Source organism: Actinobaculum sp. 313, assembly GCF_003073475.1.
Lineage (GTDB): Bacteria > Actinomycetota > Actinomycetes > Actinomycetales > Actinomycetaceae > Asp313.
The window spans coordinates 2,574,208-2,596,254 of record NZ_CP029033.1 but is presented as its reverse complement, the minus strand read 5'-3'; the positions used below and the strand labels follow the sequence as shown (position 1 = coordinate 2,596,254).

Annotated in this window: 17 protein-coding genes; 7 read left to right on the top strand and 10 right to left on the bottom strand. The window is 61.6% G+C overall.

Annotation, left to right across the window (positions count from 1 at the left end; translation table 11 throughout):
• The 6 genes from DDD63_RS11240 to DDD63_RS11215 all read right to left on the bottom strand — a co-directional run bounded on the left by DDD63_RS11240 (position 1) and on the right by DDD63_RS11215 (position 7,230).
• Positions 1-2,556 carry a heavy metal translocating P-type ATPase gene (locus tag DDD63_RS11240; RefSeq protein ID WP_108716450.1) on the bottom strand — a complete coding sequence of 852 codons (2,556 nt, stop codon included), beginning with the start codon at positions 2,554-2,556 and terminating at the stop codon, positions 1-3.
• 20 nt (positions 2,557-2,576) lie between these two features.
• Complete coding sequence (locus tag DDD63_RS13420) at positions 2,577-2,882, bottom strand: heavy-metal-associated domain-containing protein (RefSeq protein WP_108716449.1); 306 nt, start codon at positions 2,880-2,882, stop codon at positions 2,577-2,579.
• A gap of 250 nt (positions 2,883-3,132) precedes the next feature.
• A complete protein-coding gene (locus DDD63_RS11230; RefSeq protein WP_108716448.1) occupies positions 3,133-4,617 on the bottom strand; it encodes a hypothetical protein in 1,485 nt (494 codons plus the stop codon).
• The gene (locus DDD63_RS11225) at positions 4,614-5,672 is read right to left on the bottom strand and encodes a helix-turn-helix transcriptional regulator (protein WP_108716447.1); all 1,059 of its coding nucleotides are present in this window, start codon (positions 5,670-5,672) and stop codon (positions 4,614-4,616) included. Before DDD63_RS11225 ends, DDD63_RS11230 begins: the two co-directional genes overlap by 4 nt.
• Positions 5,673-5,822: 150 nt before the next feature.
• The gene (locus tag DDD63_RS11220) at positions 5,823-6,068 is read right to left on the bottom strand and encodes a hypothetical protein (RefSeq protein ID WP_108716446.1); all 246 of its coding nucleotides are present in this window, start codon (positions 6,066-6,068) and stop codon (positions 5,823-5,825) included.
• Between the two features lie 139 nt (positions 6,069-6,207).
• On the bottom strand, positions 6,208-7,230 hold the full coding sequence (locus tag DDD63_RS11215) for a zinc-dependent alcohol dehydrogenase family protein (protein WP_108716445.1): 1,023 nt from the start codon (positions 7,228-7,230) through the stop codon (positions 6,208-6,210).
• Positions 7,231-8,095: 865 nt separating this feature from the next.
• Here DDD63_RS11215 and DDD63_RS11205 point away from each other — a divergent pair.
• From DDD63_RS11205 to DDD63_RS11175, 7 genes are read left to right on the top strand one after another with little or no spacing between them, the layout of a single operon-like run.
• The gene (locus DDD63_RS11205; RefSeq protein WP_108716443.1) at positions 8,096-9,076 is read left to right on the top strand and encodes a hypothetical protein; all 981 of its coding nucleotides are present in this window, start codon (positions 8,096-8,098) and stop codon (positions 9,074-9,076) included.
• Between the two features lie 46 nt (positions 9,077-9,122).
• Positions 9,123-10,073 carry a hypothetical protein gene (locus DDD63_RS11200; RefSeq protein WP_108716442.1) on the top strand — a complete coding sequence of 317 codons (951 nt, stop codon included), beginning with the start codon at positions 9,123-9,125 and terminating at the stop codon, positions 10,071-10,073.
• Between the two features lie 55 nt (positions 10,074-10,128).
• The gene (locus DDD63_RS11195; protein ID WP_108716441.1) at positions 10,129-11,127 is read left to right on the top strand and encodes a hypothetical protein; all 999 of its coding nucleotides are present in this window, start codon (positions 10,129-10,131) and stop codon (positions 11,125-11,127) included.
• 21 nt (positions 11,128-11,148) lie between these two features.
• On the top strand, positions 11,149-12,414 hold the full coding sequence (locus DDD63_RS11190; protein WP_108716440.1) for a peptidoglycan-binding protein: 1,266 nt from the start codon (positions 11,149-11,151) through the stop codon (positions 12,412-12,414).
• Positions 12,411-13,076 carry an ABC transporter ATP-binding protein gene (locus DDD63_RS11185; protein WP_108716439.1) on the top strand — a complete coding sequence of 222 codons (666 nt, stop codon included), beginning with the start codon at positions 12,411-12,413 and terminating at the stop codon, positions 13,074-13,076. The genes DDD63_RS11190 and DDD63_RS11185 overlap by 4 nt, the downstream gene beginning before the upstream one ends.
• Positions 13,073-14,569: an ABC transporter permease gene (locus tag DDD63_RS11180; RefSeq protein ID WP_125482529.1), complete on the top strand. Its 1,497-nt coding sequence runs from the start codon at positions 13,073-13,075 to the stop codon at positions 14,567-14,569. The genes DDD63_RS11185 and DDD63_RS11180 overlap by 4 nt, the downstream gene beginning before the upstream one ends.
• Positions 14,554-14,988 (top strand): ABC transporter permease, encoded by a 435-nt coding sequence (locus tag DDD63_RS11175; RefSeq protein WP_108716437.1) that lies wholly within the window; start codon positions 14,554-14,556, stop codon positions 14,986-14,988. Before DDD63_RS11180 ends, DDD63_RS11175 begins: the two co-directional genes overlap by 16 nt.
• Positions 14,989-15,295: 307 nt before the next feature.
• Here DDD63_RS11175 and DDD63_RS11170 read toward each other — a convergent pair whose 3' ends face one another.
• The 4 genes from DDD63_RS11170 to DDD63_RS11150 form a co-directional block, all read right to left on the bottom strand.
• Positions 15,296-16,114, bottom strand: a complete 819-nt coding sequence (locus DDD63_RS11170) for a DedA family protein (protein WP_240611278.1) — start codon at positions 16,112-16,114, stop codon at positions 15,296-15,298.
• Positions 16,115-16,754: 640 nt separating this feature from the next.
• A complete protein-coding gene (gene purB / locus DDD63_RS11165) occupies positions 16,755-18,530 on the bottom strand; it encodes an adenylosuccinate lyase (RefSeq protein ID WP_240611277.1) in 1,776 nt (591 codons plus the stop codon).
• Between the two features lie 1,002 nt (positions 18,531-19,532).
• On the bottom strand, positions 19,533-20,759 hold the full coding sequence (locus DDD63_RS11155) for a fructosamine kinase family protein (protein WP_240611276.1): 1,227 nt from the start codon (positions 20,757-20,759) through the stop codon (positions 19,533-19,535).
• 94 nt (positions 20,760-20,853) lie between these two features.
• Entirely contained in the window at positions 20,854-21,243 is a 390-nt protein-coding gene (locus DDD63_RS11150) for a phage holin family protein (RefSeq protein WP_108716436.1), read from the bottom strand.
• Between the last annotated feature and the right edge of the window lie 804 nt (positions 21,244-22,047).

The following is a 22,047-nucleotide window of genomic DNA, read 5'->3' as shown; positions in this document are numbered from 1 at the left end:
TTACGCGCGGCGCAAACGCAGCGAGTTCAGCACCACAATAACGGAGGAGGATGCCATGGCCGCCGCAGCAATGCCGGGCACGATAATTCCCAACACGGCCAGCGGAATGGCGATCACGTTGTATCCGAAGGCCCAGCACAGGTTCTCCTTGATAATACGCAGAGTGCGTGAGGATACTCGCAGTGCCGCAGGGATGGTACGAATATCCGAGTTGACGATGGTGATATCAGATGCCGCCTTCGCCACGTCGGTTCCTGATCCCATCGCGATTGATAGATCGGCGCCCGCGAGAGCTGCGGCGTCGTTGACGCCATCGCCCACCATGGCAACGCGGTGCCCTTGCGCCTGCAATGCGCTGACAACGGTGAGTTTGCCGTTGGGCAATACGCCCGCCTGCACCTGTTGGATTCCCGCACGGGCGGCAATGGTCTGCGCGGTTGCCTCGTTGTCGCCGGTAACCAGCATGGGTTGAAGATGCTGTTCTTTCAGGCGGGCTATTGTTTCTGGTGCTTCGGGGCGGAGAGTGTCACGTACGGCTAGCACGCCAATAACCCGCTGATCGCGTGCGACGACGACGGCCGTTGCCCCGGATGCGGCCAGCCGCTGTGCAGCGGTGGCCGCAGCTGCGGTGTCAACTCCCTGTTCGGCCAGCCAACGCGCCGTGCCTACGCGAAGTAGTTCGCCATTCAAGATGCCGCTGACTCCGTGCCCTGCATGGGCGTGGAAATCGTGTACGGGCAGGAGTTCGAGCTTCTTTTCGCTTGCCGAGCGGGTAATGGCGGCGGCAATGGGATGCTCGGATTTGGATTCAAGGCTGGCGGCAAGGGCAAGAATTATGCTTTGTGCATCCTGGGGTGCGCTGCCTTCCGGCGCGCTCACGTCGGCACCTTCACTCACGTCGGCACCTTCACCCAGGCTGGCATCTCCGCCCACACTCGCCTCTTCACCTACGCTGGCATCTTCACCCACGCTGGCGTCTCCGCCCACGGCGACGATATCGTCCACGCGCATGACACCCGTGGTGAGCGTGCCGGTCTTGTCCAGCACGATGGTGTCAACGCTATGCGCGGTTTCCAGGATTTCCGGCCCCTTGATAAGCGCACCGAGCCGGGAGGCTCGACCGGAGCCAACGAGTAGCGCGGTGGGTGTGGCTAGACCAAGGGCGCAGGGGCATGCGACCACGAGCACGGTGATTGCCGAGGTCAGCGCCATTTCGAAGGTGTTGCCGAGCAGCAGGCGTACCGCGAAGTCCGCGAGTGCGATGCCGATTACGGCCGGAACGAAAACGGCGGAAATACGATCCGCAAGGCGCTGTACAGGTGATTTGCCAATCTGCGCTTCGGTGAGTAGGCGCCCCATCTGCGCAAGCGTGGTGTCCTCGCCCACCCGGCTTGCTCGCACCGTCAGTGACCCGAAGGTATTCATGGTGGCTCCGGTGACCTCGTCACCGGAGGCGACATCAACCGGCACCGACTCGCCGGTGAGCAGTGAGGCGTCAACCGCCGAGGTGCCGTCTATCACGACGCCGTCGGTGGCGATTTTCTCACCGGGGCGCACCAGGAACTCGTCACCGGGCTGCAGCTCGGAGGCGGGAATCACCTCGTTCACAGCGGTTCCGTCTGCACGGCGGACCCGGGTTGCTTCATCGGCGCCGAGGGAGAGCAGCGAGCGGAGTGCGTCACCGGCGGAGCGCCGCGAACGGGCCTCCAACCACCTACCGATTAAGAGGAAGGTAACGATCATCGCCGCTGACTCGAAGTACAGGTGCGGCATGGCGGAATGTGCGAGTCCGTGAATGCCGGTCATCCGCATGGTGTATCCGAGGCTGCCCGCGCCTCCCCACAAGAGGGCCCACAGCGACCATCCCATTGATGCGAGGACGCCCAGAGACACCAGGGTGTCCATGGTGGTAGATCCGTGGCGGGCGGCTCGGAAGGCAGCCCGGTGGAAGGGCCAGCCGCACCAGAAGGCGACGATAAGCGAGAGCGCCCCCGTCGCCCATTGCCAGCCGCGGAACTGCAGGGCCGGAACCATGGAGACGGCGACGATGGGAATGGAGAGAATAAGTGCGACGACGAAGCGCCGCCATAGGTCCGCAACGCGCGCGCTGGCAGCCCGCTGCGCTGCGGCTTCGACTTCTTCCGGGTCGATGCCGGTGCTGACGGCTATACGGCTGCCGTCTTCCTGCAACATGGTGCGGCGGAGCACGGAGGCGCCATAACCGGCGTTTTCAACCGTGGTCACAAGCTCCGCATCGGATAGCTGAGCGGCTTGCGGGCCGAGCTCGATATGTGCCTGCTCGGTGGCAAGGTTGACGACGGCGTCCACACCCGACAGCTTGTTCAGTTTCTTCTCTACCCGCGCTACGCAGGACGCGCAGGTCATACCGGTAACGGCCAGATCTACTTCGCCCACGATGGTGTTGATGGCAGGGGCGAGGGCGGTGTCCGCACCGGCGGTGCTACCAGCCGGGCCATGCGGCCTTTCAACCGAGCCACGTGGCCCACCAGCGGAGCCAGGAGTATCGGCGCGTTCGATGTCGCTAGTCTGTGCCATGGCGTTGTTAGTCTGCGCCCTTAGCGCACGATCGATTCCACGGTGTAGTGGCCGGCCTCGGATACCGCTTCGCGTAGGGCTTCGTCGGCGATGTCGTGGTCGGTGTAAACGAGGACTTTCGAGGTGCCGCCGGAGTTCAGCGTCACCGAGACGTTCCCGACGTCGGGCAGGGCTTTCAGTTCTTCGGTGACATGAGCCACGCAATGGTCACAGGTCATGCCGGAGACCCCGAGTTCGATTGTGCGGTCGAAGTCGTTGGTGGCGGTTTTCTGAGCGGCGGCGTCGGCTTCGTCGCTGGACTTGAAGAAGGGAAGATGGAAGGCCATGTGTAGCTCCTTATTCGCGCGGTTCGGCACGGATCATGTTGTGCGTCCTACCGCATATTCTGTACCCGGGCGTGGCACGGCGCGCGTGCTTTCGCTCCCCGCCATATCCGGAGACGCCGAGAGGGCGTCCATAGATTGCAACCCTGGTGTGGAGCGCTTTAGTCCCGGATGTGACGTGCGTTGCTTTTGGGTAGGTGGCCCTGACTCGGATGTGCTCCGGACTTCGCGGGACGGGCTCGCAGTGAATCGACTACAGGGGCGGGGTGGTGTCATCCGCCATGCGGGCGCGGAGCCAGTGTGGCGTATGTTCTTCGTCGCGTGGAAACGCGGCGAAGTCGGCGCGCCACGTCTCTGCGGGAACCTGTGCCGCCCACGCCGGTTCCTTGGTCTTATTCAGCGAGAGTTTCGAGCGCCCTTGCGAGGTGAACTCGAAGGTGAGGGAGAATGGCGCCCCTTCGCCCTCGCGGTAGGCGAGTGCCTTGATCTGGCCCGCATAGTTCATGATCGCCGTTGGCAGTAGCCTGACGGGGACCGTTCGTGCGCTGGGAGGCGCGGTCTGCGCTGCCCCGCTGCGGTCGGCGCCGTCGTCGGTGCGGCGTGCATCGCCTTCGACAGTACCGGCCTGGGCGGGTGTGGGAGCGAGTTCGGCACGCGCGGAATAGTGCACGCGCTTTTCAACCATTTGTACAGTCAGGCGCAGGGCTTGCCAGCCAGTGGGCGCGGTGTAGGAGATAAGCGCGAAGATATCGGTGAGGAGAGCCTGGATATCGTCATTCGTTCGTTCGCGTTGACCCTGGTTGGTGACGGCGGGGCGCTCGCTCACATCCCACTGTTTCGGCCGGGCTTGACGGGTGGTTTGGTCCTCCAGTTTCGCCACCGGTAGTACCAGTGTGTTGATTCCCTGCGTGTACCGTTGGAATCCCGCAGCGGCGGCCAGCGGAGAATCGATCAGCAGGGACGCCACTTGGAGCACGACGTCGTCGCCGTCACGTAACGCGCGGATGGCACGTACGGGAATTCCTTGCACGCGGCCGAGTAGCTGATTCTCGTGCAGGTCAAGTTCATCGTGATATGCGATGCGTTTGGCCCACAGCCCATTGGGAAGCTGAGCGAATCCCTCTTCCTGTGTTGGCTCCGTGGGAGAGACCAGGGTGATGGCAGCGGGAGTTTCACCGGCGTCGTCCAGTTCGATCTCGGCTGGGAGTTCCGCCCAATTGCGGTGGGCGACTGGGCCGAGGACTTGGGAGGGAATACAGGCCGTGAAGTCACCCGTCGCGGTTGATTCCCATCCCCAGGCAATACCGTGGTAGATGCCAAGCAGTTCGGGTTCGGCGGTGTCGGGGTGGAATCGCCACAGGCGAGATCCGGCAGTCAGACGTGTCGGTTCCATCCACAGTAGAGGCGTTTCCACATCACCGGCTTTGGCGATGCCGGAGCCGTCAAAGGGCGCGAACTCGACCACACCGCCCAGGAAGGCATCCTTGTGCAGCGGTCCGACGGCTAGCCGCGTTTGAATGAAGGGGTTGTTCGGAACGTGCAGGATATCGATGGGCCGGTCCGCGGAGAAGGGGGAGCCGGGCATTCCGCAGTTCAAGAGCTCGATGAGGTCCGCGACCCGGGTGATAGAAGCGGCCGCAGCGGCGTCGACGGCGAAACCGCATACGTGGTCCAACCCGCGCGTCAGATATGCCTCCGTTTGTGCGGGCGAGAGGGCCAGTTGGTAGGTCAGGCTCATAGCGCATCCTCGCAGGAGCAGGGCAGGGGGAGCATCGTCATGTCGGATTCTGTGGGCGAAATGTGCATGGGAGATACCGTTTCACCTGCTGTGCCGGTTCCAAGCGGCAGGCCGCACTTTTGGGGCAGTGCCCCATTGAGTTCCCGATTGAGTTCCCGCAGTGATTGATCGCTGGCCGCAGCAGCGGATGTGTGGTGATTGTGCGAGGCCGAGTGCGTGACCTCCCAGCTGGAGAGGATCCGCATGCGTTCCTCGGTGGGTGAGCCGGGCTGCATGGTGTAAATGATGAGTGTGAGGGCGGGATCATCGGTAAGTGTGAAGGTTTCGTAGCCGAAATCGAGCTCCCCCACGAGCGTGTGGGTGAGGAGCTTGGAGCCGATGCGGCATAACCCAACATCGTGCAGTTCCCACAGGTTGCGAAACTCTTCACTGCGGGCGTTGAGTTCATCGATGAGGCCGATGAGTTCTCGGTCATTCTTTGCTTTGGCGCTGGCCGCGTGCAGGCTGGAGACGGTGGCGTGGCGTGCCTGGTCCAGATCGCGGTGGAATGTGGCTGCGCGCTGGTCCAGGAAGAGGAAGCGTGCATAGTTGAAGGTGTCACCACTGCCGTCGGCAGGTAGCGAATAAAGGAGCCTTCCGAGCCGATTCGCGCCGATGCGGTCCAGACGGTGATTCTGGATGAAGGCGGGTGTGTTGATTGAGTCAAGAACGCGGCGCAGGTCTGCCCGCAGGTTCTTCTCATCGGTGGTGCTGCGCGCCCGTGCTGAGCGTGGCGCTGAATCGGCCAAGTTGAACAGGTGCTGACGCTCGTCGTCGTCGAGTCGCAGCGCGGTGGCGATGGATTCCAGTACTTCTGGGGATGCGTGGGAGATACGTCCCCGCTCCAAGCGCGCATAGTAATCCGGGCTGACACCGGCGAGTTCCGCCACTTCTTCTCGGCGTAGTCCCGGTACGCGGCGTCGCGTTGACGACGGGTATGCGATACCAGCTTGCTGCGGACTGAGCCGAGCCCTGCGCGTGCGAAGGAAGGAAGAGATTTCCGCCTGACGATCCATACCTTGAGAATAAAGGAAAACGGGTGCGGGGAGCGAGGTGAGGCCGGCCGTTGCCGTGCGTTCTAGCTTGTGGCGGCCGGTTGGAATGTTGCCTGCGAGCGGAATGTTGCCCGCAAGTGGTAGTGGTCCGTGCGGGCTGTTCGCGATGCCTTATAGGCTGTGTTCTCGCCGATGAGCCTCCGTATCGTCGCGTGCCATACTGCGGATGAGTCCGATGAGGTCAGGTGACACAATCGCCACGGTGGCCAGCAGGCCGATGCACCAGTACGACTGCAACTGGTGTGTTGTTAGGCCGATGAGAACGAAGGTGGCGAAGAGCAAGGTGAGCGTCGTCGCGATGAAGTCGAGAATACGCAGCGCGGGATGTGCTGGGGCGGTTGGAGTATTCGCCAGCACTATTGGCCAATGGAGTCACCCGGAGTGAATCGGAGGGCGAGCGGCACGTGGTGCGGTAAGTGCAGCAGTACGCGCCATAGAGCAATACCCAGGGGCCGCTTCGCCGTGAAGCCGACCCCTGGGTGGGTGTAGTTCGGCCTTACGGCTGCAGCAGTACCTTGATGGCGCGGCGCTCGTCCATGGCCTTGTAGCCTTCGGCCGCGTCTTCCAGCGGAATACGCATGGTGAACACCTTGCCCGGGTTGATCTCCTTCTTCAAGATGCGGTCAATGAGGTCGGGCAGGAAGCGGCGTACCGGTGCGGGGCCGCCGTGCAGGTGTACCTCGGAGAAGAACAGCGCGCCGCCGTCGATCTCTTGATCGTGGCTGACGCCGACGAAGCCCACATGCCCGCCGGGGCGGCAGGAGGCAATGGCCTGATCCATTGAAACTTGGTTGCCGACGGCCTCGACAACGCTGTGTGCTCCCAGACCGCCCGTCAATTCGCGTACCTTTTCCGCACCTTCGTCGCCGCGTTCAGCGATAACGATATCGGCACCGAGTTCGCGGGCGAGCGCAGCGCGGTCCTCGTGGCGGGAGAAGGCGATGACCTTGTCAGCACCGAGGGCCTTGGCGGCGAGTACGGCGGAGAGTCCGACGGCGCCGTCGCCGACCACGGCAACGGTTTTGCCCGGCCCCGCTTCGGCGGCTACCGCGCCGAACCAGCCGGTTCCCAGCACATCGGAGGCGGCCAGCAGGGAGGCGATGATATCCGGGTCGTCGGGCTTCCCGCCGGGAACGACGACGAGCGTGCCGTCGGCCTGCGGGACCCGGGTGTACTCGGCCTGTGTATCGCCCATGAAGCCTCCGTTGACACAGCGGGAGGGGTAGCCGGATTCGCAGATTTCGCAGGTGTTGTCGGAGATGCAGAAGGAGCCGACGACGAAGTCGCCCACCTTCACGTTCTTCACGGCATCGCCCACGGCGGTGACGGTGCCAACGTATTCGTGGCCCATTGGGCGCGGCTGGTCAACCGGTTCCAGGCCGCGGTACGGCCAGAGATCCGAGCCGCAGATACAGGCCGCCGCCAACTTGATGATGGCGTCGGTTGGTTCTACGATCACTGGTTCTTCGCGGTCTCCAACCGTGACATCGCCGGGGGCGTTCATGATTACTCCACGCATTGCGCAGTCTCCTTTCCGGTGGGTGTGCCACCGATGTATGCCAGCGGTCTGCAGGCCCGCGAGGGCTGCGAAGGGCAGGCCGCATTACGGTTCTAAAGGTAAAGCAGGCAGACCCCGCTAACCAGGACCTGGCAGGGTAGGGGTGAGTGGAAAGGGAACACGTGCTGCGAGTGACCGGTTCGTCGGCGGCCGGTAGTAATGATGGTCTGTATCCTCGTCAGAGGGTTTACCCAGCTCGCTTCGGTAACTTGTTGACTATGGTACTGGCTGGATGTTACTGTAAAACCGTCCTGAAAGATCAGGCTGACCTTATCAAAATGGGTTGGTAAGGTCCATCGGTCAAAATGAAACGAGAGGAGAGACCAATGAAGGTCTTGCGAAAGTGGTTGGCGGCGCCGCTAGCCACACTAATGCTACTCAGCGGATTGAGTCTTGCTGCGCCCGCCGCACAAGCGGCACCGGGTTGCGCGTCGGGTTGGGCCTGCGTGTGGCAGAGCTACAGCTATACCGGGCAGTGGGCTGCCGCGAAGTCTGACGGGCCGCTTAGCGTTACATCAGACAAGAACGGTGTGGCTAAGACAAAGTCAGCTTCCGCGTGGGCGAATGGTCGGCTCTGCAAGCATTCATACTTCCAGGATGGCAAGGGTAAAAGTTTCCGCCTGGACAGTGAACAACTAGTCAGAACTAACTATCGAGATCCAAACCTGTCCAACGGTGCTGGGAAAGGAACGTACGCGGGCGAGAACTGGAACGACCGAGTCCGAAGTGTCGTATTCTCCGGCGGTCCTCAGTGTAAGTAATTGTGTGTGGGAGGGTGAGGTGGGAAAACTTTGCCCTCCCACGCTAAATCGAAAGGAGATTTACGGTGAAATCGCCAAATCGGATTGCGGCGCTCCTTCTGGCGGCGTTGGCTTTAGGCGCAATTGGTCTGGCTGCCTGTTCGTCCGATTCGTCCAACGACAGTGTATCAGCGACAACTCCGGTTGATGTGTCGTCGAAGTTGGCTGGGATGAATCGTAAGGCGGAGGTTGATCCTGAGACGGCCATAGTCAAGCTGCCAGTGGACTATGTGGAGCAGGGACAACCGGAAACCTCGGACTATATAATGACGGCGTATAGTGCTGCTTTGGCGAAGTGTGCGCGCGAGGAACTGGGTATTCCGTGGGTGGCGATTGAGCCGGATGGGTATTCGCCGACGGCTCATATGTGGACGAAGTATGGCCCGTGGACGAAGCCGGTGGCGGAGAAATTCGCCTTCGTACCACCGTTGGGAGATGGCGCGTTGATTGTCAACGGTTTTGTGGACACTCCTGAGGGATACGAACTTACGCCACTTCCGAATGAAGACCTTTCGGAGGAACAAAGGAGGAAGGTCTACGATATATGTGGGACCAAAACCGAGGTGCAGAGCTTTAATGAAGGGGATTTATGGGTGTATGGTCCGGGCCAGGAGGCACTCAATGATGAGGCGGAGGCGGTGAATCGGGATCCGCGAATGCAAGCCTTAGTCGAGGAGTTGCACGTCTGCTACGACGAGAACGGTATCGAATTCGATGCGGATAGTCCATGGGCAGGTTTTGCTGCGGGTGCCGCTGCCTGGGATCAACCGAATCGGGAGAGGATTACAGAAGAACAGATTCAGCTTGCCTTGAAAGTGGTGGAGTGTAAGGATCAGGTGGATTTCACTCAGCGTGCGGCGGATATTATTGCGGAGCGGCAGGTGCCGATTATTGAGGAGCACGCTGATGAACTCTTCGAGGTCCGGGCCAATTGGGATAACAAACTAGTCGAGGCGAAGGAGTACATTGCATCTCACCCAGAACTGTTCGAACCTGTGTCCAAGTAGACACGGGCTTCCGTGCTCTGTTACTGGAACAAAGGAGGGGATCGACATGCATACCGTGAAACGAGTGGCGGTGTTGACTATCGCTCTTGCCCTGGGCGCATCGGCTGTGGCGGCGTGTTCGTCGGATGAGTCGGGTGGTGGCGCCTCGGGAAGCGCTTCGGTTGACGTGTCGTCAAAGCTGGCGGGGATGAGTCGTAAGGCGGAGGTTGATCCCGAAACAGCTGTGGTGAAATTTCCGGTGGATTACGTGGAGTTGGGCGAGCAGGAAGATTCGTCTATTTTGTACTCGGCAAGAGATGCTGCCGTGGCGGAGTGTGCACGGGAAGAACTCGGGATTCCGTGGGTTGCTACTGAGCCGGATGGGTATATGCCGACGGCTCATATGTGGCAACGCTATGGTCCGTGGACGAAGCCGGTGGCGGAGAAGTTCGCTTTTGTCGATCCGATGGGTGATGGAGCGCTGATCGTCAATGGGTACGTGGAGGAACCAGACGGGTATGAGTTGATCCCGTGGCCCAACGAAGGCATTCCTGAGGCTGACCGGAACAAGGTTTTCGATACCTGCAACTCCAAGCCGGAGGTGAAACGCTTCGACGACAACGACCTGTGGGTTGTCGGTCCCGGTCAACAGGCACTCAATGACGAGGAGGATGCGGTGGATCAGGATCCGCGGATGCAGGCTCTGTTTGACGAACTGCGAACCTGCTATGCCGAAAACGGCATGGAGCTTGACGAAGAACTGCCAGGCTATATCACCGCTTATCGAGACACGATTGATGAGGAGCAAATCGAGTTGGCGTTGAAGACGGTGGAGTGTAAGGACCAGATTAACTTCACTCGGCGTGCGGCGGATATTATCGCGGAGCGGCAGGTTCCCGTCATCGAGGAGTATGCGGACGAGCTTTTCCAGAATCGCGCCAACTGGGATGCAGCCGTGGCAGAGGCGAAGGAATACATCGCCTCACATCCGGAATTGTTCGAGCCGGTGGATAAGTAGGCGCGGGTTGTCCGAATCTGCTGGACCAAAGCTGGACCAAAAGGAGGGAATCCACATGTATACATTAAAACGAGTGGCGACGTTAACAGTAGTACTTGCGCTGGGTACTCTGGGTCTCACGGCGTGCTCGTCGGATGAGCCGGTCGATGACGTCTCCGATACCCCCACTGTTGATGTGGCGTCGAGGTTGGCCGGGATGAACCGCAAAGCGGAGGTTGACCCGGAGACGGCCACGGTCCGCCTGCCAGCGGATTATGTGGTGCAGGAGACGGAAGAAGAGGGGGAAGTCATCAGTGCTGCGCACGATGCAGCTGCGGCAGAATGTGCTCGGGAGGAGCTTGGAATTCCGTGGGTGGCAACCGAACCGGCTGAACTCTTGCCTACTGACGAGATGTGGAGTGACTACGGCCCGTGGACGAAATCTGTTGCGGAGAAGTTTGCCTTCGTGGAACCACAGAGCGATCGAAAGTTGATATTCAACGGTTACGTGGAGAAGCCCGAGGGATACGTCGGAATTGAAGACGCTCCTGGGCCGAACGACCATATCTCTGCGAGTCAGCTGGAGGAAATACGTGAGGCTTGTGTCGATAAGCCCGAGTTGCTGCGCTTTGATGCGTTCGAGTTGTGGGAGTACGGCCCCGGCCAAGAGGCGTTGAACGACGAAGTTGACACACGCCAGCAAGATCCGAAGATGCAGGCATTGCTTGAAGAACTACGTGTCTGCTATGTGGAGAATGGTATTGAATTTGACGAGAATCTTGCGTGGGTTGGTTTCGCTGCTGATGCTGCCCCGGCTTCGGAGAAGCCGAACGAGGAGCACATCACCGAGGAACAGATCCAGCTCGCCCTGAAGACGGTCGAGTGTAAGGATCAGATCAACTTCACCCAACGCGTGGCTGACATTATTGCGGAGCGTCAGGTGCCGATCATCGAGGAGTACGCCGATGATCTCTTCACAATCCGCGCTAAATGGGACAACGCCGCTGCCGAGGCGAAAGAGTACATTGCTTCCCACCCCGAACTCTTCGAACCAGTAAGCTCAAACAAGAAGTAACCCAGCACAGTAAGGTCACCCATGAAACGCAGATTCGGATGGATTGTCGTCACCGTCATTGCTTGCCTCGGCCTGGTGGCGGGTGCATTCGCGGTGGGGCGGTTTGTGCGCTCCCCGAATGAGGAAGCTATCGCGAACTCGAAGAATAAGCCAGTGGTTACCGCCAAGGTGGAAGAACGCAGTGTTCCGGCCGAGGAGATCAGGCTCACCGGCAAACTCTCCCTCGGTCGATCATGGAACGTGACCGTGGAGCCGAGTAATGACGCGGTGGCAGTGGTGACGCAGACCTATCTGGGTGCGGGCGACACACTCAACTCCGGAGGGGCACTCGCCAGTGTGGCAGGGCGCCCGGTGATTGGGCTGCAACTGCCCTTTGACCTGTATAGGGATATCAGCGGTGGTGATTCGGGCGACGACGTCCGCGAGATCCAACGCGCCCTGAAGAACCTCGGGCTGTACAACGGCGCCGTCGACGGCGAATACGGGCCGCGAACAGCCAATGCGGTAAAACAGATGTATGTACGCGCCGGCATGACGCCACCTGATCCCGTGCCGCAGGAGACCGCCGACGGCGGGGGAACGGCAGGCGGTACCGCCGGTGGCAGCTCAGCTGCTGGCGGTACCGCAGCCGGTGGGGCGCCGGCGTCGTCGGCGGATAGCCCTGCTGGCGGTTCAGGTGAGGCAAGCAGTACCCCAACACCGCGCGCGACCGCGTCTGCGGCAGCACCCCTCACCCCGGTGATTCGCAGCGAGATCATTTCGCTGCCCGCCGCTAGCGTCACCGTAGTGTCGGTTGCAGGGGTGAACACCCATCTGGGCTCGGACCAGCCGCTCGCGCAGCTGCGCAGCGGGCAGGCCTCGGTAGTGGTGCGCGTGGGCGTGGGGGATAAGGATTCCTTCACTTCCGGTTCTTTCGTTGATGTACAGGCGGCCAATGACACGAACGTTGTTGCTTCCGGCACGGTTGGTGGCTTCTCCGAGTTCACGCAAGACCAGTCCGCCAGCGGAAGCACAGTTCCCGGATACGACATGACGATTAACGTTGCCGACCCGAAGGGGATGGGGAATGAGCAGGACGTCATCGTTCGCGTCGGCGGTGGTGAGGCAACCAGTGGGCTGGCGGTGCCGGTGACCGCGCTGCGTGAAGAAGGCGGAGAGACCTTCGTCGTCATGAAAGGAACGAACAAGCGGGTTCCAGTGAAGGTCAAGATCGTTAGTGACGGGTACGCGATTATCGACGGCGGCGCGCTCAACAAAGACGACGAAATCATCGTTTCGGGATCATGAGCATCATCAGCCTACGCGGCATTCATAAGACCTACGATGTCAAGCCTCCGGTGCCGGTGCTGAAAGGCGTTGACCTGGACGTTTCCCCGGGGGAGCGCGTTGCCATCGTCGGGCATTCCGGCGCGGGTAAATCCACGTTGCTCAACATCATTGGTCTCCTGGATGAACCATCCTCTGGCTCCTACGAGTTGGCCGGGCGACGTACGCAGGGCATGTCCGCCAGGCGTCGCGACCGCTTGCGCGCGGAGATTCTGGGCTTCGTGTTTCAGGACTACCACGTGCTGGGTCACCGGACCGTGGCAGAGAACCTACAACTCAAACTGGCGATTAACGCGATGCCGTTCAAGGAACGCGGCCCCGCGATCGAGCGCGTGCTCGACGATGTCGGCCTAGAACATCGCGCCGACTCGCTGACGCGATTGCTTTCCGGCGGCGAGAAGCAGCGCCTCGCCATCGCCCGGGCGATGATCACCGGGCCGCAGGTGCTGCTTGCCGATGAGCCCACCGGAAATCTGGATGATGAGAACTCGCGTACTGTGCGTGGCCTTTTCGACGAACAGGCGGCGCGGGGGGTGGCCATTGTGGTGATCACCCATGACGAGCGTATATCGAGCTGGGCGGACCGGGTTTTGCATTTGGACGCGGGGAGGATCAAGTCATGAGACGGCGGCGGAGTTCCAGGAATAATGACGCTAACGTGCCCGAGCTGGCTGCGCCCTCACCCGCGGACGTGGAAGGAATGTGGCCGCTGGGCGCGCTCGCGGGCGAGAGTGACGGCGTTGATGGAGAAATATCCTCCGATAAGCGGGCTGCGGGCAAAGCGACTGCGGATACTGAACTCGGCGGAGAAGTGGCCAGCGACACGCGTGCCGATGGTGAGGCGACAGAGGTTATCGCCCGTGCGGATCGTGAAAGTGAGGTCGGAGCTTCCGAGGATCGCGAAACTGAGGTCATCGCTCGCGCGGGCCGTGAAGGTGAGACCGGAGCTCCCGCGGAGCGCGAGACTGAAGTCTTCGTCTGGCAGGATCGTGAAGGTGAGCATCGTGAAGATGAAACCGGTGCTCGTGCGGATCGCGAAACCGAAGGGGGCGCCCGTGTGGATCGCGAAACTGAAGCTGGCGGGGAAGCGGGAGCGAAGCGACGTCGCCCGTGGGGAATGCGAATCCGCGACCAGATAACCGACGTCGTCACCGAGCTCTCCTCGCGCCTATCCCGCGCCGTGCTGATGATCAGCGCGGTCGCATTCAGTACGGGAGCGCTTCTGGCGTCGGTGGGAATCTCGCAGAATGCTGCACATCAAGTGGAAGCGGATATCGTTGCGTCGACGACGAATCTCGTGGTGGTGACCGTGCGAGGTTCTAGCCTGTCGGTTGAGAGCGGAGATGACGTTGGTGATACCGATACGGGTACCGACGACGGCGATACCGGCGGTATGGCGGGTGGCGAACCTGCAGGTGGTGACGGTAGTGCCGCAGATAGTGAGCAGGCGGGTGGCAGCGAGGCAGGTAGTTCGCCCGTCGGCGATTCGAGCAGCGAGCAGGAGGATGGCTCGGCTGCGACCGCAAGCGATTCGAACGGTACTACTTCCAGCAGCGAGGCGGCCGCATCTACCGTGCGAAAGACATTCCCGGACGATACGGAAAAACGCCTGGAAGCGATCAACACCGTCGAGGTAGCCGGGCGCAGGCTCGATGTCAGTTCGGTTGCCGGTGAGGCCCGTGTCGGCCGGACCGCCATCGGTTTGGAAGAAAGCACGTCAATACAGGTTCGCGGGGTGACTAGTGGCTACCTGCATGCGGCAGACATCGAGTTCACGGGTAGCCAGGATTGGATGCTCGACGGGGAGCAGAATGTCGCATTCCTCGGCGCAACGGCTGCCGAGACACTGGGCATTCCGGTAACAGACGACACCCGAGATATCAGCATCCAAGTCAACGGTGCCGACTACTCAATTATCGGATTCCTGCCCGGTGAGCACGTGTTCTCTGACTCGGCCGTTATTCCTTACCAGCGCGGTTTGGAGATCGCAGGCAGGGATAACGAGACGCAGGTACTCATCAAGACCGCCCTCGGGCGGGAAGCCAGATATCCGCAGTCGCTCGTACTGCGATTCTTCCGGCGACGCCGGAGAAGCTCTCCGTGTCGCAGGTGGTGATGCATAACGATTTGCGCGGCGGAGTCTCCGACCAATTGACCCGGCAGGCCACCTGGATTGGCGCGTTCCTCATAATTCTTACCGTGCTGCTGATTGCCAACTCGATGATCGTTTCCGTGACGGCGCGTACCACCGAGATAGGCGTGCGACGGGCGCTCGGCGCATCACGATCCGCCGTGGCAGGTGTGTTCTGGTTCGAAGGCGCTGTGATCGGCGCGCTCGGTGGTTTGGCCGGGGCGGCGCTGGCGGCGATCACCATCACGGGGGTCGCGGCGTTTAACAACTGGTCGGCATATCTGAACCTGGGCTGGATCGCGCTTGGGCCTGTGCTCGGTATGGTGGTCGGAATTGTTGCTTCGGCATATCCGGCACTGCGAGCCACGCGGATCCATCCGGCCATCGCGGTGCGGGCAGACTAGGCGAGGCCACGGGGAGTGGTTGGTAGGTGCTCGTGAGGTGCAGGGGCCTTAGCGGGCGACGGTGGCGCTGGGCGCAGCGGTTAGGTGCAGGGTGTCTTAGCGCACGACGCACGCCGGTGGATGATGTAGGCACGTCTTCTGCAGCGATGTGATATGCGGAGGACATCGGCTGGCCAAAAGGCTCTTGCTGTGCCGAGTCGACGCCGCCGGAGTGGTGCCGAGTCGATTTCGCGGACGAGGTGAAGAAAGTGGCCGTGGGCGGTCAATAGGCCTTCCTGTGCAAGGGGCTTTCCCTTGCCAAAACGTTCTAGTGTGTGGGTGACGCCGCGCGGTCGGCGTCGGCGGCGGGGCGCGAACTGTTCTGGCCCTGCGGCGGAGCGTCAGAGTGCTGTGGCACTGAACGCCAGCGCCGCAACACCCGCCAGCGTCGGAACACCCAGTAGAGCGCTACCACTCCAACCGCAATTGCGACAACGCGGCTGAAGACGCCGACGTAATCCCCAACTATGCTCCAATTGGCGCCGAGTGTATACCCGGCGGTGATCAACACGCTATTCCAGATTGCCGAGCCGGCTGCCGTGAGCAGGGTGAAACGGAGTGGATGCATGCGAGTGACACCCGCGGGCAATGAGATTAACGAGCGGAACACCGGGATCATACGACCAAGGAAAACGGTCCAACTCCCGTGGTGGAGGAACCATGACTCCGTGCGCGTGATGTCATGCGCGTTGACCAACGGCAGACGCGTGAGCAGACGCAGTGCTCGTTCACGCCCGAGCCAGGCTCCCAGACCGTACAGTATCCATGCTCCGACTACGGAGCCCGCCGTGCACCAAAGAATGGCCGAGATCAGAGAGAGCTCCGCGCCTGTGCCAGCGGCAAAGCCAGCTAGGGGCAGGATCACTTCGGAGGGCAGAGGCGGGAAGAGGTTTTCCAGGGCGATAAGGGCTGCAGCCCCTATGCCGCCGAGAGCGGTCATCACGTCGACTGCCCAGCCGGCGATCCCAGTCAACTCGGCGCCTGCGCTGGCCGTGGTGTCAGATAGCATGGCGCTGGTGGTGGCGTGGGAAAGGGTGGTGCTGGCGGTCGCCTCAGAAAGGACGGTGCCGATTGTCGCGCCTGTCATGGGGTTCGTGAGTAACGCGTTAATCTTCTCTCCTCGTTCGTTCGGTGCCGCGCGATTCTCGCGACGGCTGCGTCGAGCCGGGCCGTGCGGTCCGAGTCCGGGTTAGCGGGCTTGCCCTCAGTTACGGCGCGGATGCCTAGTCATTATCCTCCGCTATTCTGGAGGAAGCCTGGAATGCCGACTGGGGAAGGGTGGCCTTGTGTTAGGTGCAGGTGGCAAGAGTGGACTTGAATGCAGCTCATCTCGCATGGGTGCCTTGCGTCCAGACGGGCTGTCGAGCGGGAGTAAACGGATGCCGGGATGAACGGGCGTTGAGCCGGATGGGCCTGATTCGCGCTGAGCCGGATAGGTGCGATGTTTACTGCGCAACAGGACAGGCCCAATTTGCGCTCAGCCGGATGGGCCCGTTGGGCGCGCTTCACTGCATATTGGGAATAACCCCTATGCCAGCCCAAGTGAAACTCAACCCGCCAGGCACTACCCGACAACGTTCTACCGCCCGTGGCCCAGCCCAGGTAAAACTCGCCCGCGCCATCCGTGCAGACCCCAAACCGTTGTCGGGTCACTCAGTCGACGTTGGGCCACGCAGTCGTCATCGGGTCACCTTCCAGGTCGGGCCACCTAGTCCAGGTCGGGGCGTTCAGTCGAGATAACCAACTAATCGGGCCGCCAGGCCGGTGTAACTGGCCGGTGTCAGTTCCAGTAGGCGCCGTTCGACGTCGTCGGGAATGCCTAAACTGCGGATGAAATCGCGCATCTCCTGCGCTCCGACGGTCCGGCCGCGGGTCAACTCCTTGAGCCGTTCATACGGATTCCCCATCCCCGTGGCGCCAGCGATGGATGCGGCGCGCATGGCCTGTTGAATCGGTTCGCCGAGCACCTCCCATGCGGCGTCGAGGTCGGCCGCGAGCCGCTGTGGATTCGGATCCACCCCGGCGATACCGCGGCGTAGATTGTCCACCGCTAACAGAGAATGGCCGAGTGCGGTGCCGATGTTTCGTTGCGTGGTGGAATCGGTGAGATCGCGCTGCATACGTGAGGTCACCAGCGTTGCGGCGAGCGTATCTAGTAAAGCACTCGAGATTTCCAGATTGGCCTCCGCATTCTCGAACCGGATCGGGTTGACCTTGTGTGGCATGGTGGAGGATCCGGTGGTTCCCTGCGCGGCGAGATTCTGATGGAAGTAGTCGAGTGATATGTATGTCCAAAAATCGGTGGCGAGGTTATGCGCAATGCGATTGAAGTGTGCGACGTCGGCGTAGAGGTCCGCCTGCCAATCGTGCGACTCGATCTGTGTGGTGAGGGGATTCCAGGTCAGGTCGAGGCCTTCGACGAAGTCGCGCGAGACGGCGGGCCAGTCGACGCTCGGCACGGCAACGTGATGCGCGCCGAAGGTGCCTGTGGCGCCGTTGAGCTTACCCAAGTACTCGGCGGAGCGGATGCGTTTGAGCTGCCGACGCAGGCGATGAGCAAACACCGCCATCTCCTTGCCGAGCGTGGTCGGCGTAGCGGTTTGACCATGGGTGTGCGAAAGCATGGGAAGCTTGGCGGTGGCGCGGGCCAGATCGGCAAGCTGCTCGGTCAGTTCCTGTGCGGCTGGTAACCACACGTTTTCGATAGCACCTTTGACGGTAAGCGCATACGCCAGGTTGTTGATGTCTTCGCTGGTGCAGAAAATATGGACGATTTCGTGCATGGCGGCAAGGGAACTCGCGCCAGTTGGGGGTGTGGGAGTAGGGGGATTAATGGTGGTGCTGCCTGCATCGTGTTCAAGGTTGCGGTTGCGCGATGTGGGCGTGTTCGTGGGAGGTATGGCGGAGCTTGATGGGGAGTTGCCGCGGTCATGTGGTGCAGGGGTGCCGACGGGGGCCGCTGGGTTAGTGGCTATTGTTTGGGCGGGTGGGTTAGTGGTTATCGCGTGGGCGGCTGTATCGCGGTGGTCAGCATCTGGCGTACCTGACGTGCTTGGCATTTCCAGCGTGCCTGGCATACCCGGCGTCGGCGTAGCTGGCGTGCCTGGTATCGCTGTACCTGGTGTAGGTGTGCCCGGCGTGCCCGATGTCGCCGTACCTGGTGTAGGCATAGCTAGCCGACGTTTGAGGAAGTACTCGACGGCCTTGACATCATGTTTTGTTTCGGACTCGATGGCGGCGAGCTCTTCGATCTCGGCCGCCCCAAAGGTCTCAGGGATTGAACGGAGGTAGGCGATGTCGTCGTCGCCCAGCAGAGGAATGCCAGGCAGCACTCTATGCCGGACGAGGTAGATAAGCCACTCGATTTCGACATAGATGCGCATGCGGTTAAGAGCAGCCTCGGAGAGGTAGTCAACCAAAGGTGCAGTGACTGAGCGATAACGACCATCGAGCGGGCCGAGGGCGATCGGCGGGACGACGTCGGCAAGGCGCTGGAAGCTCATGCAGCCATTTTGGCACGACGACGCGGGCTGTGGGCGCCGTGGCCGTGTGGTGGGCGCGCGGGTGCGCCTGGAGTCGGGCTGGTTTCTTCACCGCAGTGCGAGGGGTTCTTTGCCGTGCCGGGTGTTTTATGAGTCGGGTGGTGGGCGGCGGGTGTGCCGGGGCGGCGCGGATGGGTGTGCCGGGTGTGGTGTGGGTCGGGGTGGCGCGCGGATGGGTGTGCCGGGTGTGGTGTGGGTCGGGGTGACGCGCAAATGGGTGCGAATTGCCGCTGCTTGCCCCTGGCCTTGATGTTGCAGGTCCCTGATGCCGATGTTGTTTGGCCCTCGCCTTGAGAAGTGTAGGTGTTTTCAAGAAGTGTCGGGAAATGCGCGACACTTCTTGAAAATCCCTCTCTTTCTTCACCAGGGCGCGCGGGTTCCTGGCCGGGTGCGCGGGTTCTTGCCCTGGGCAGGGTTCTCACTGGGTCGCATGGGGCTCTTCAGCAGGGCACACGGGCTTCTTCGCCGGGGGCCGTCGTCTTCTTCATCCAGAACCGATGGGTGCTCATGCCCATCATCTTCCTTCTGATGTTCATGAACTGGTGGATCCTCTGGCGAACCGGCGATCCTATCTACCACCTGTTTTCGCGGTCTCACCGTGGGATCGAAAGCGAGAAGAGTAAGAGAATAGGCGCACTGTCGGCGTCGCAGCGCCTGGCATGGCATTGCCAAAAGGTCCCTAGCCAAGCCCCAGCGAAGCCCTGGCTAGGGTGTCGATCCCGTTCGTGTTGGCAATGGATGCCCGCAGCAAGTCTTTGCTCAACAGCCGAGTTTCACTCGGTCGTGGCGAGTCTTCGGTTGGATTCCTCGATGTGGTCTTAACGCGGCTTAGTCGAGCGGCGACCGGTGTGCGCTACACGCGTTGGACTTCTCGATGTGCTCTCGACGCGGCTCGGCGAAACGGGCGTGTAACGGCCTTGAATCTCGTGACCGAAGTCGAGAACTGCCGCATTCTTAACCCGCTCAGAGGTAGCCCCGTGCTTCCTCCACCGTCTGCACTCCGTAGGTGCCGCCGAACAGTGCCGCGTGGACGATGAGGATATGTAGCCGGTGCAGTCCAATGCGCTCACGCCAGCCGTCGGCCAGCGGAGACGTCTCGTGATAAGCAGCGTAGACTCGCTCGACGAACGGGGCGCCGAACACGGTCAGTTGCGCTAGGTCTGACTCGGCATGCCCGCCGTGGCTCGCAGGGTCTATCAATACCGCAACCGGGTCCGTGCCTGCCGTTGGGTGAGTGTCCCGTATGGAAGGTGTCACCGCGCCGCGACTGGCCGAGTCGGCGCTGGCCCAGAACACGTTGCCTGACCATAGATCACCATGCAGAAGCGCGGCATCTGTATGCACCAGCGCAGGTTGGGGAGCATCAAACATTCCGGAGTGCAGTCGAGCGGCTAACTTTTCGATCACCGCCGCGCCCTGTGCCGTGATTGAGCCGTTCGCCCTGGCGGCGGGCAAATACGGCAACAGTCGATCGTCGGCGTAGAACTCACCCCAGGTGCGTCGGGGCAGCGCAGGTGACGCTATCGCCCGTTTCGGGTGAGCCGGAAACGGCAATCGTTCCCACCCGGCCGGAGAGGTCCCCGCACGGTCCGGCTCAGGCGAGTTATGCGGAGAGGTCCCCGCACGGTCCGGCTCAGGCGAGTTATGCGGAGAGGTCCCCGCACGGTCCGGCTCAGGCGAGTTATGCGGAGAGGTCCCCGCACGGTCCGGCTCAGGCGAGTTATGCGGAGAGGTCCCCGCACGGTCCGGCTCAGGCGAGGCGTGAGGAACTGTCCGTTTAGTCGGCTCAGTTGCTTCGCTCTTAGACTGCGTAGCCGCAGCAGCCGAATCATGCTCCGGGCCCGCCGTGAACACAAGGGGGAGCGGCGCCTCGCCCATGACGCCGTCGTCGTGCACCCCTGTCGGGGCCTGCCCGAAAACCCGCTGCCCATCGGGGCAGAAAGCATGGGTAACCGCGAGAAGCCGCCCGAAGGTCTCGGCGGCGCGTGGCGAAGGCGGTGCCGCGGAGAGACGAGCCGTCTGCAGCGAAGTGGTGCTGCTCCCCATGAGACGCACAACAGGCGCGCCACCTGCCCGCGCGGCTGCAGCTAGTTCCCGCAGCCCAGCCGCTTCGGCCGCAATTGCGACGGCGGTGCCACGCTTAGTGAAGGTGCCGGTGCCGAAAGTGGAACCAGTGGACAGAGGGATCACCTCCAAACGAGAACGATGCCTTAGATGCGTTCGGGGATGTGGGACAGGCGTACAGGGGGATCTGGTGGTCGTCGCTCACCGCGTTGTCCTGTTATCAGTTCCTGCGGTATTGGACCGGTAAGAAGGCGTCCACCACCACGTTGACCAGGCCGATGATGATGCCGCCGAGCAAAGCCGCCTGGAAGCCGTTGACAACGATACCGATGGAGAGTGCACCGGTCAGCCACGACGTCAGGCCCAGCATTGCGGCATTCACGACGACGAAGAACAGTCCCAACGTCATGATGTACAAAGGCAACGAAAGGATGACGAGTAGGGGCCGCACAAGGAGATTAACGACGCCGAGGATGGCGCCGGCAATGACGTAGTAAATGACAATCTTGAGCGTGCTCCCGGAGCCAGAGAGACTGACTCCCGATAGTAGTTGTACGCATACCCACAGGCCGAGTGCGTTGACAAGTGCGCGGACAAATAGCTTCATCATGCTGCTAGCCTAACGATTTCCTGGTCGGCGGTAAACGCAACTGGCAGCGTGGGTGGAGGTGATCGCCCTGTCCGGGTGGTTGCGGCCGCTAGACCGGCGGTGACAGGTGCATGGCCCGGGATTGACACGTGTATGGCCCGGGATTGACACGTGCCGGTGTTGTGTGTTTACCCCATGAGAGTGTTGCGATGGCATGGTCCATGGCGGGGTAGGAGAGCTCTGCCCAGTTCGCACCACGTGAGGGTCGCGACGGCGAGCGGCAAGGTGTTATTGGGGAAGGGATGCTCGGTTTGCGTGGGTGGTTGTGACCTCCATCAGGGTAAATGCGCGGCGAACTGGTTAGTGGGTGTGCATGGTTGGCGGGTGTGGAGGATGCTAATGGTTGCGCAGGTCGCCGATGGGTGCGCGGGTCGCCGATGGGTGCGCGGGTCGCCGATGGGTGCGCACCTGGTTGGTGGACGTGCGCATGGTTTAGGAGCGGAGGATTGTGTTTTGGGCTGGCTTGTGGGTGTGCGGTGACCAAATCCCGTCCAAACGAAAGAGACTCCATCCATGCAAGTGCCAGAATCCGGATGATTCCGCCACTCCTTAAAATGAATCGGTCTAGATTAGCTTCGTTTGGACGGGATTTGGTCAGGTGGTGTGCCAGGAGGACTCTCGGCTCGGCCCAGTAGGCCGAGCCGAGAGTCTGCCACCTCAAGGAGCACACGCGACCGTGCGTTGCACAGATGCAAGTTCGCCGCATCTCGCGCTACCGCCGCGCCTCGCGCTACCGCCGCATCTCGCGCTGCGACCGCATCTCGC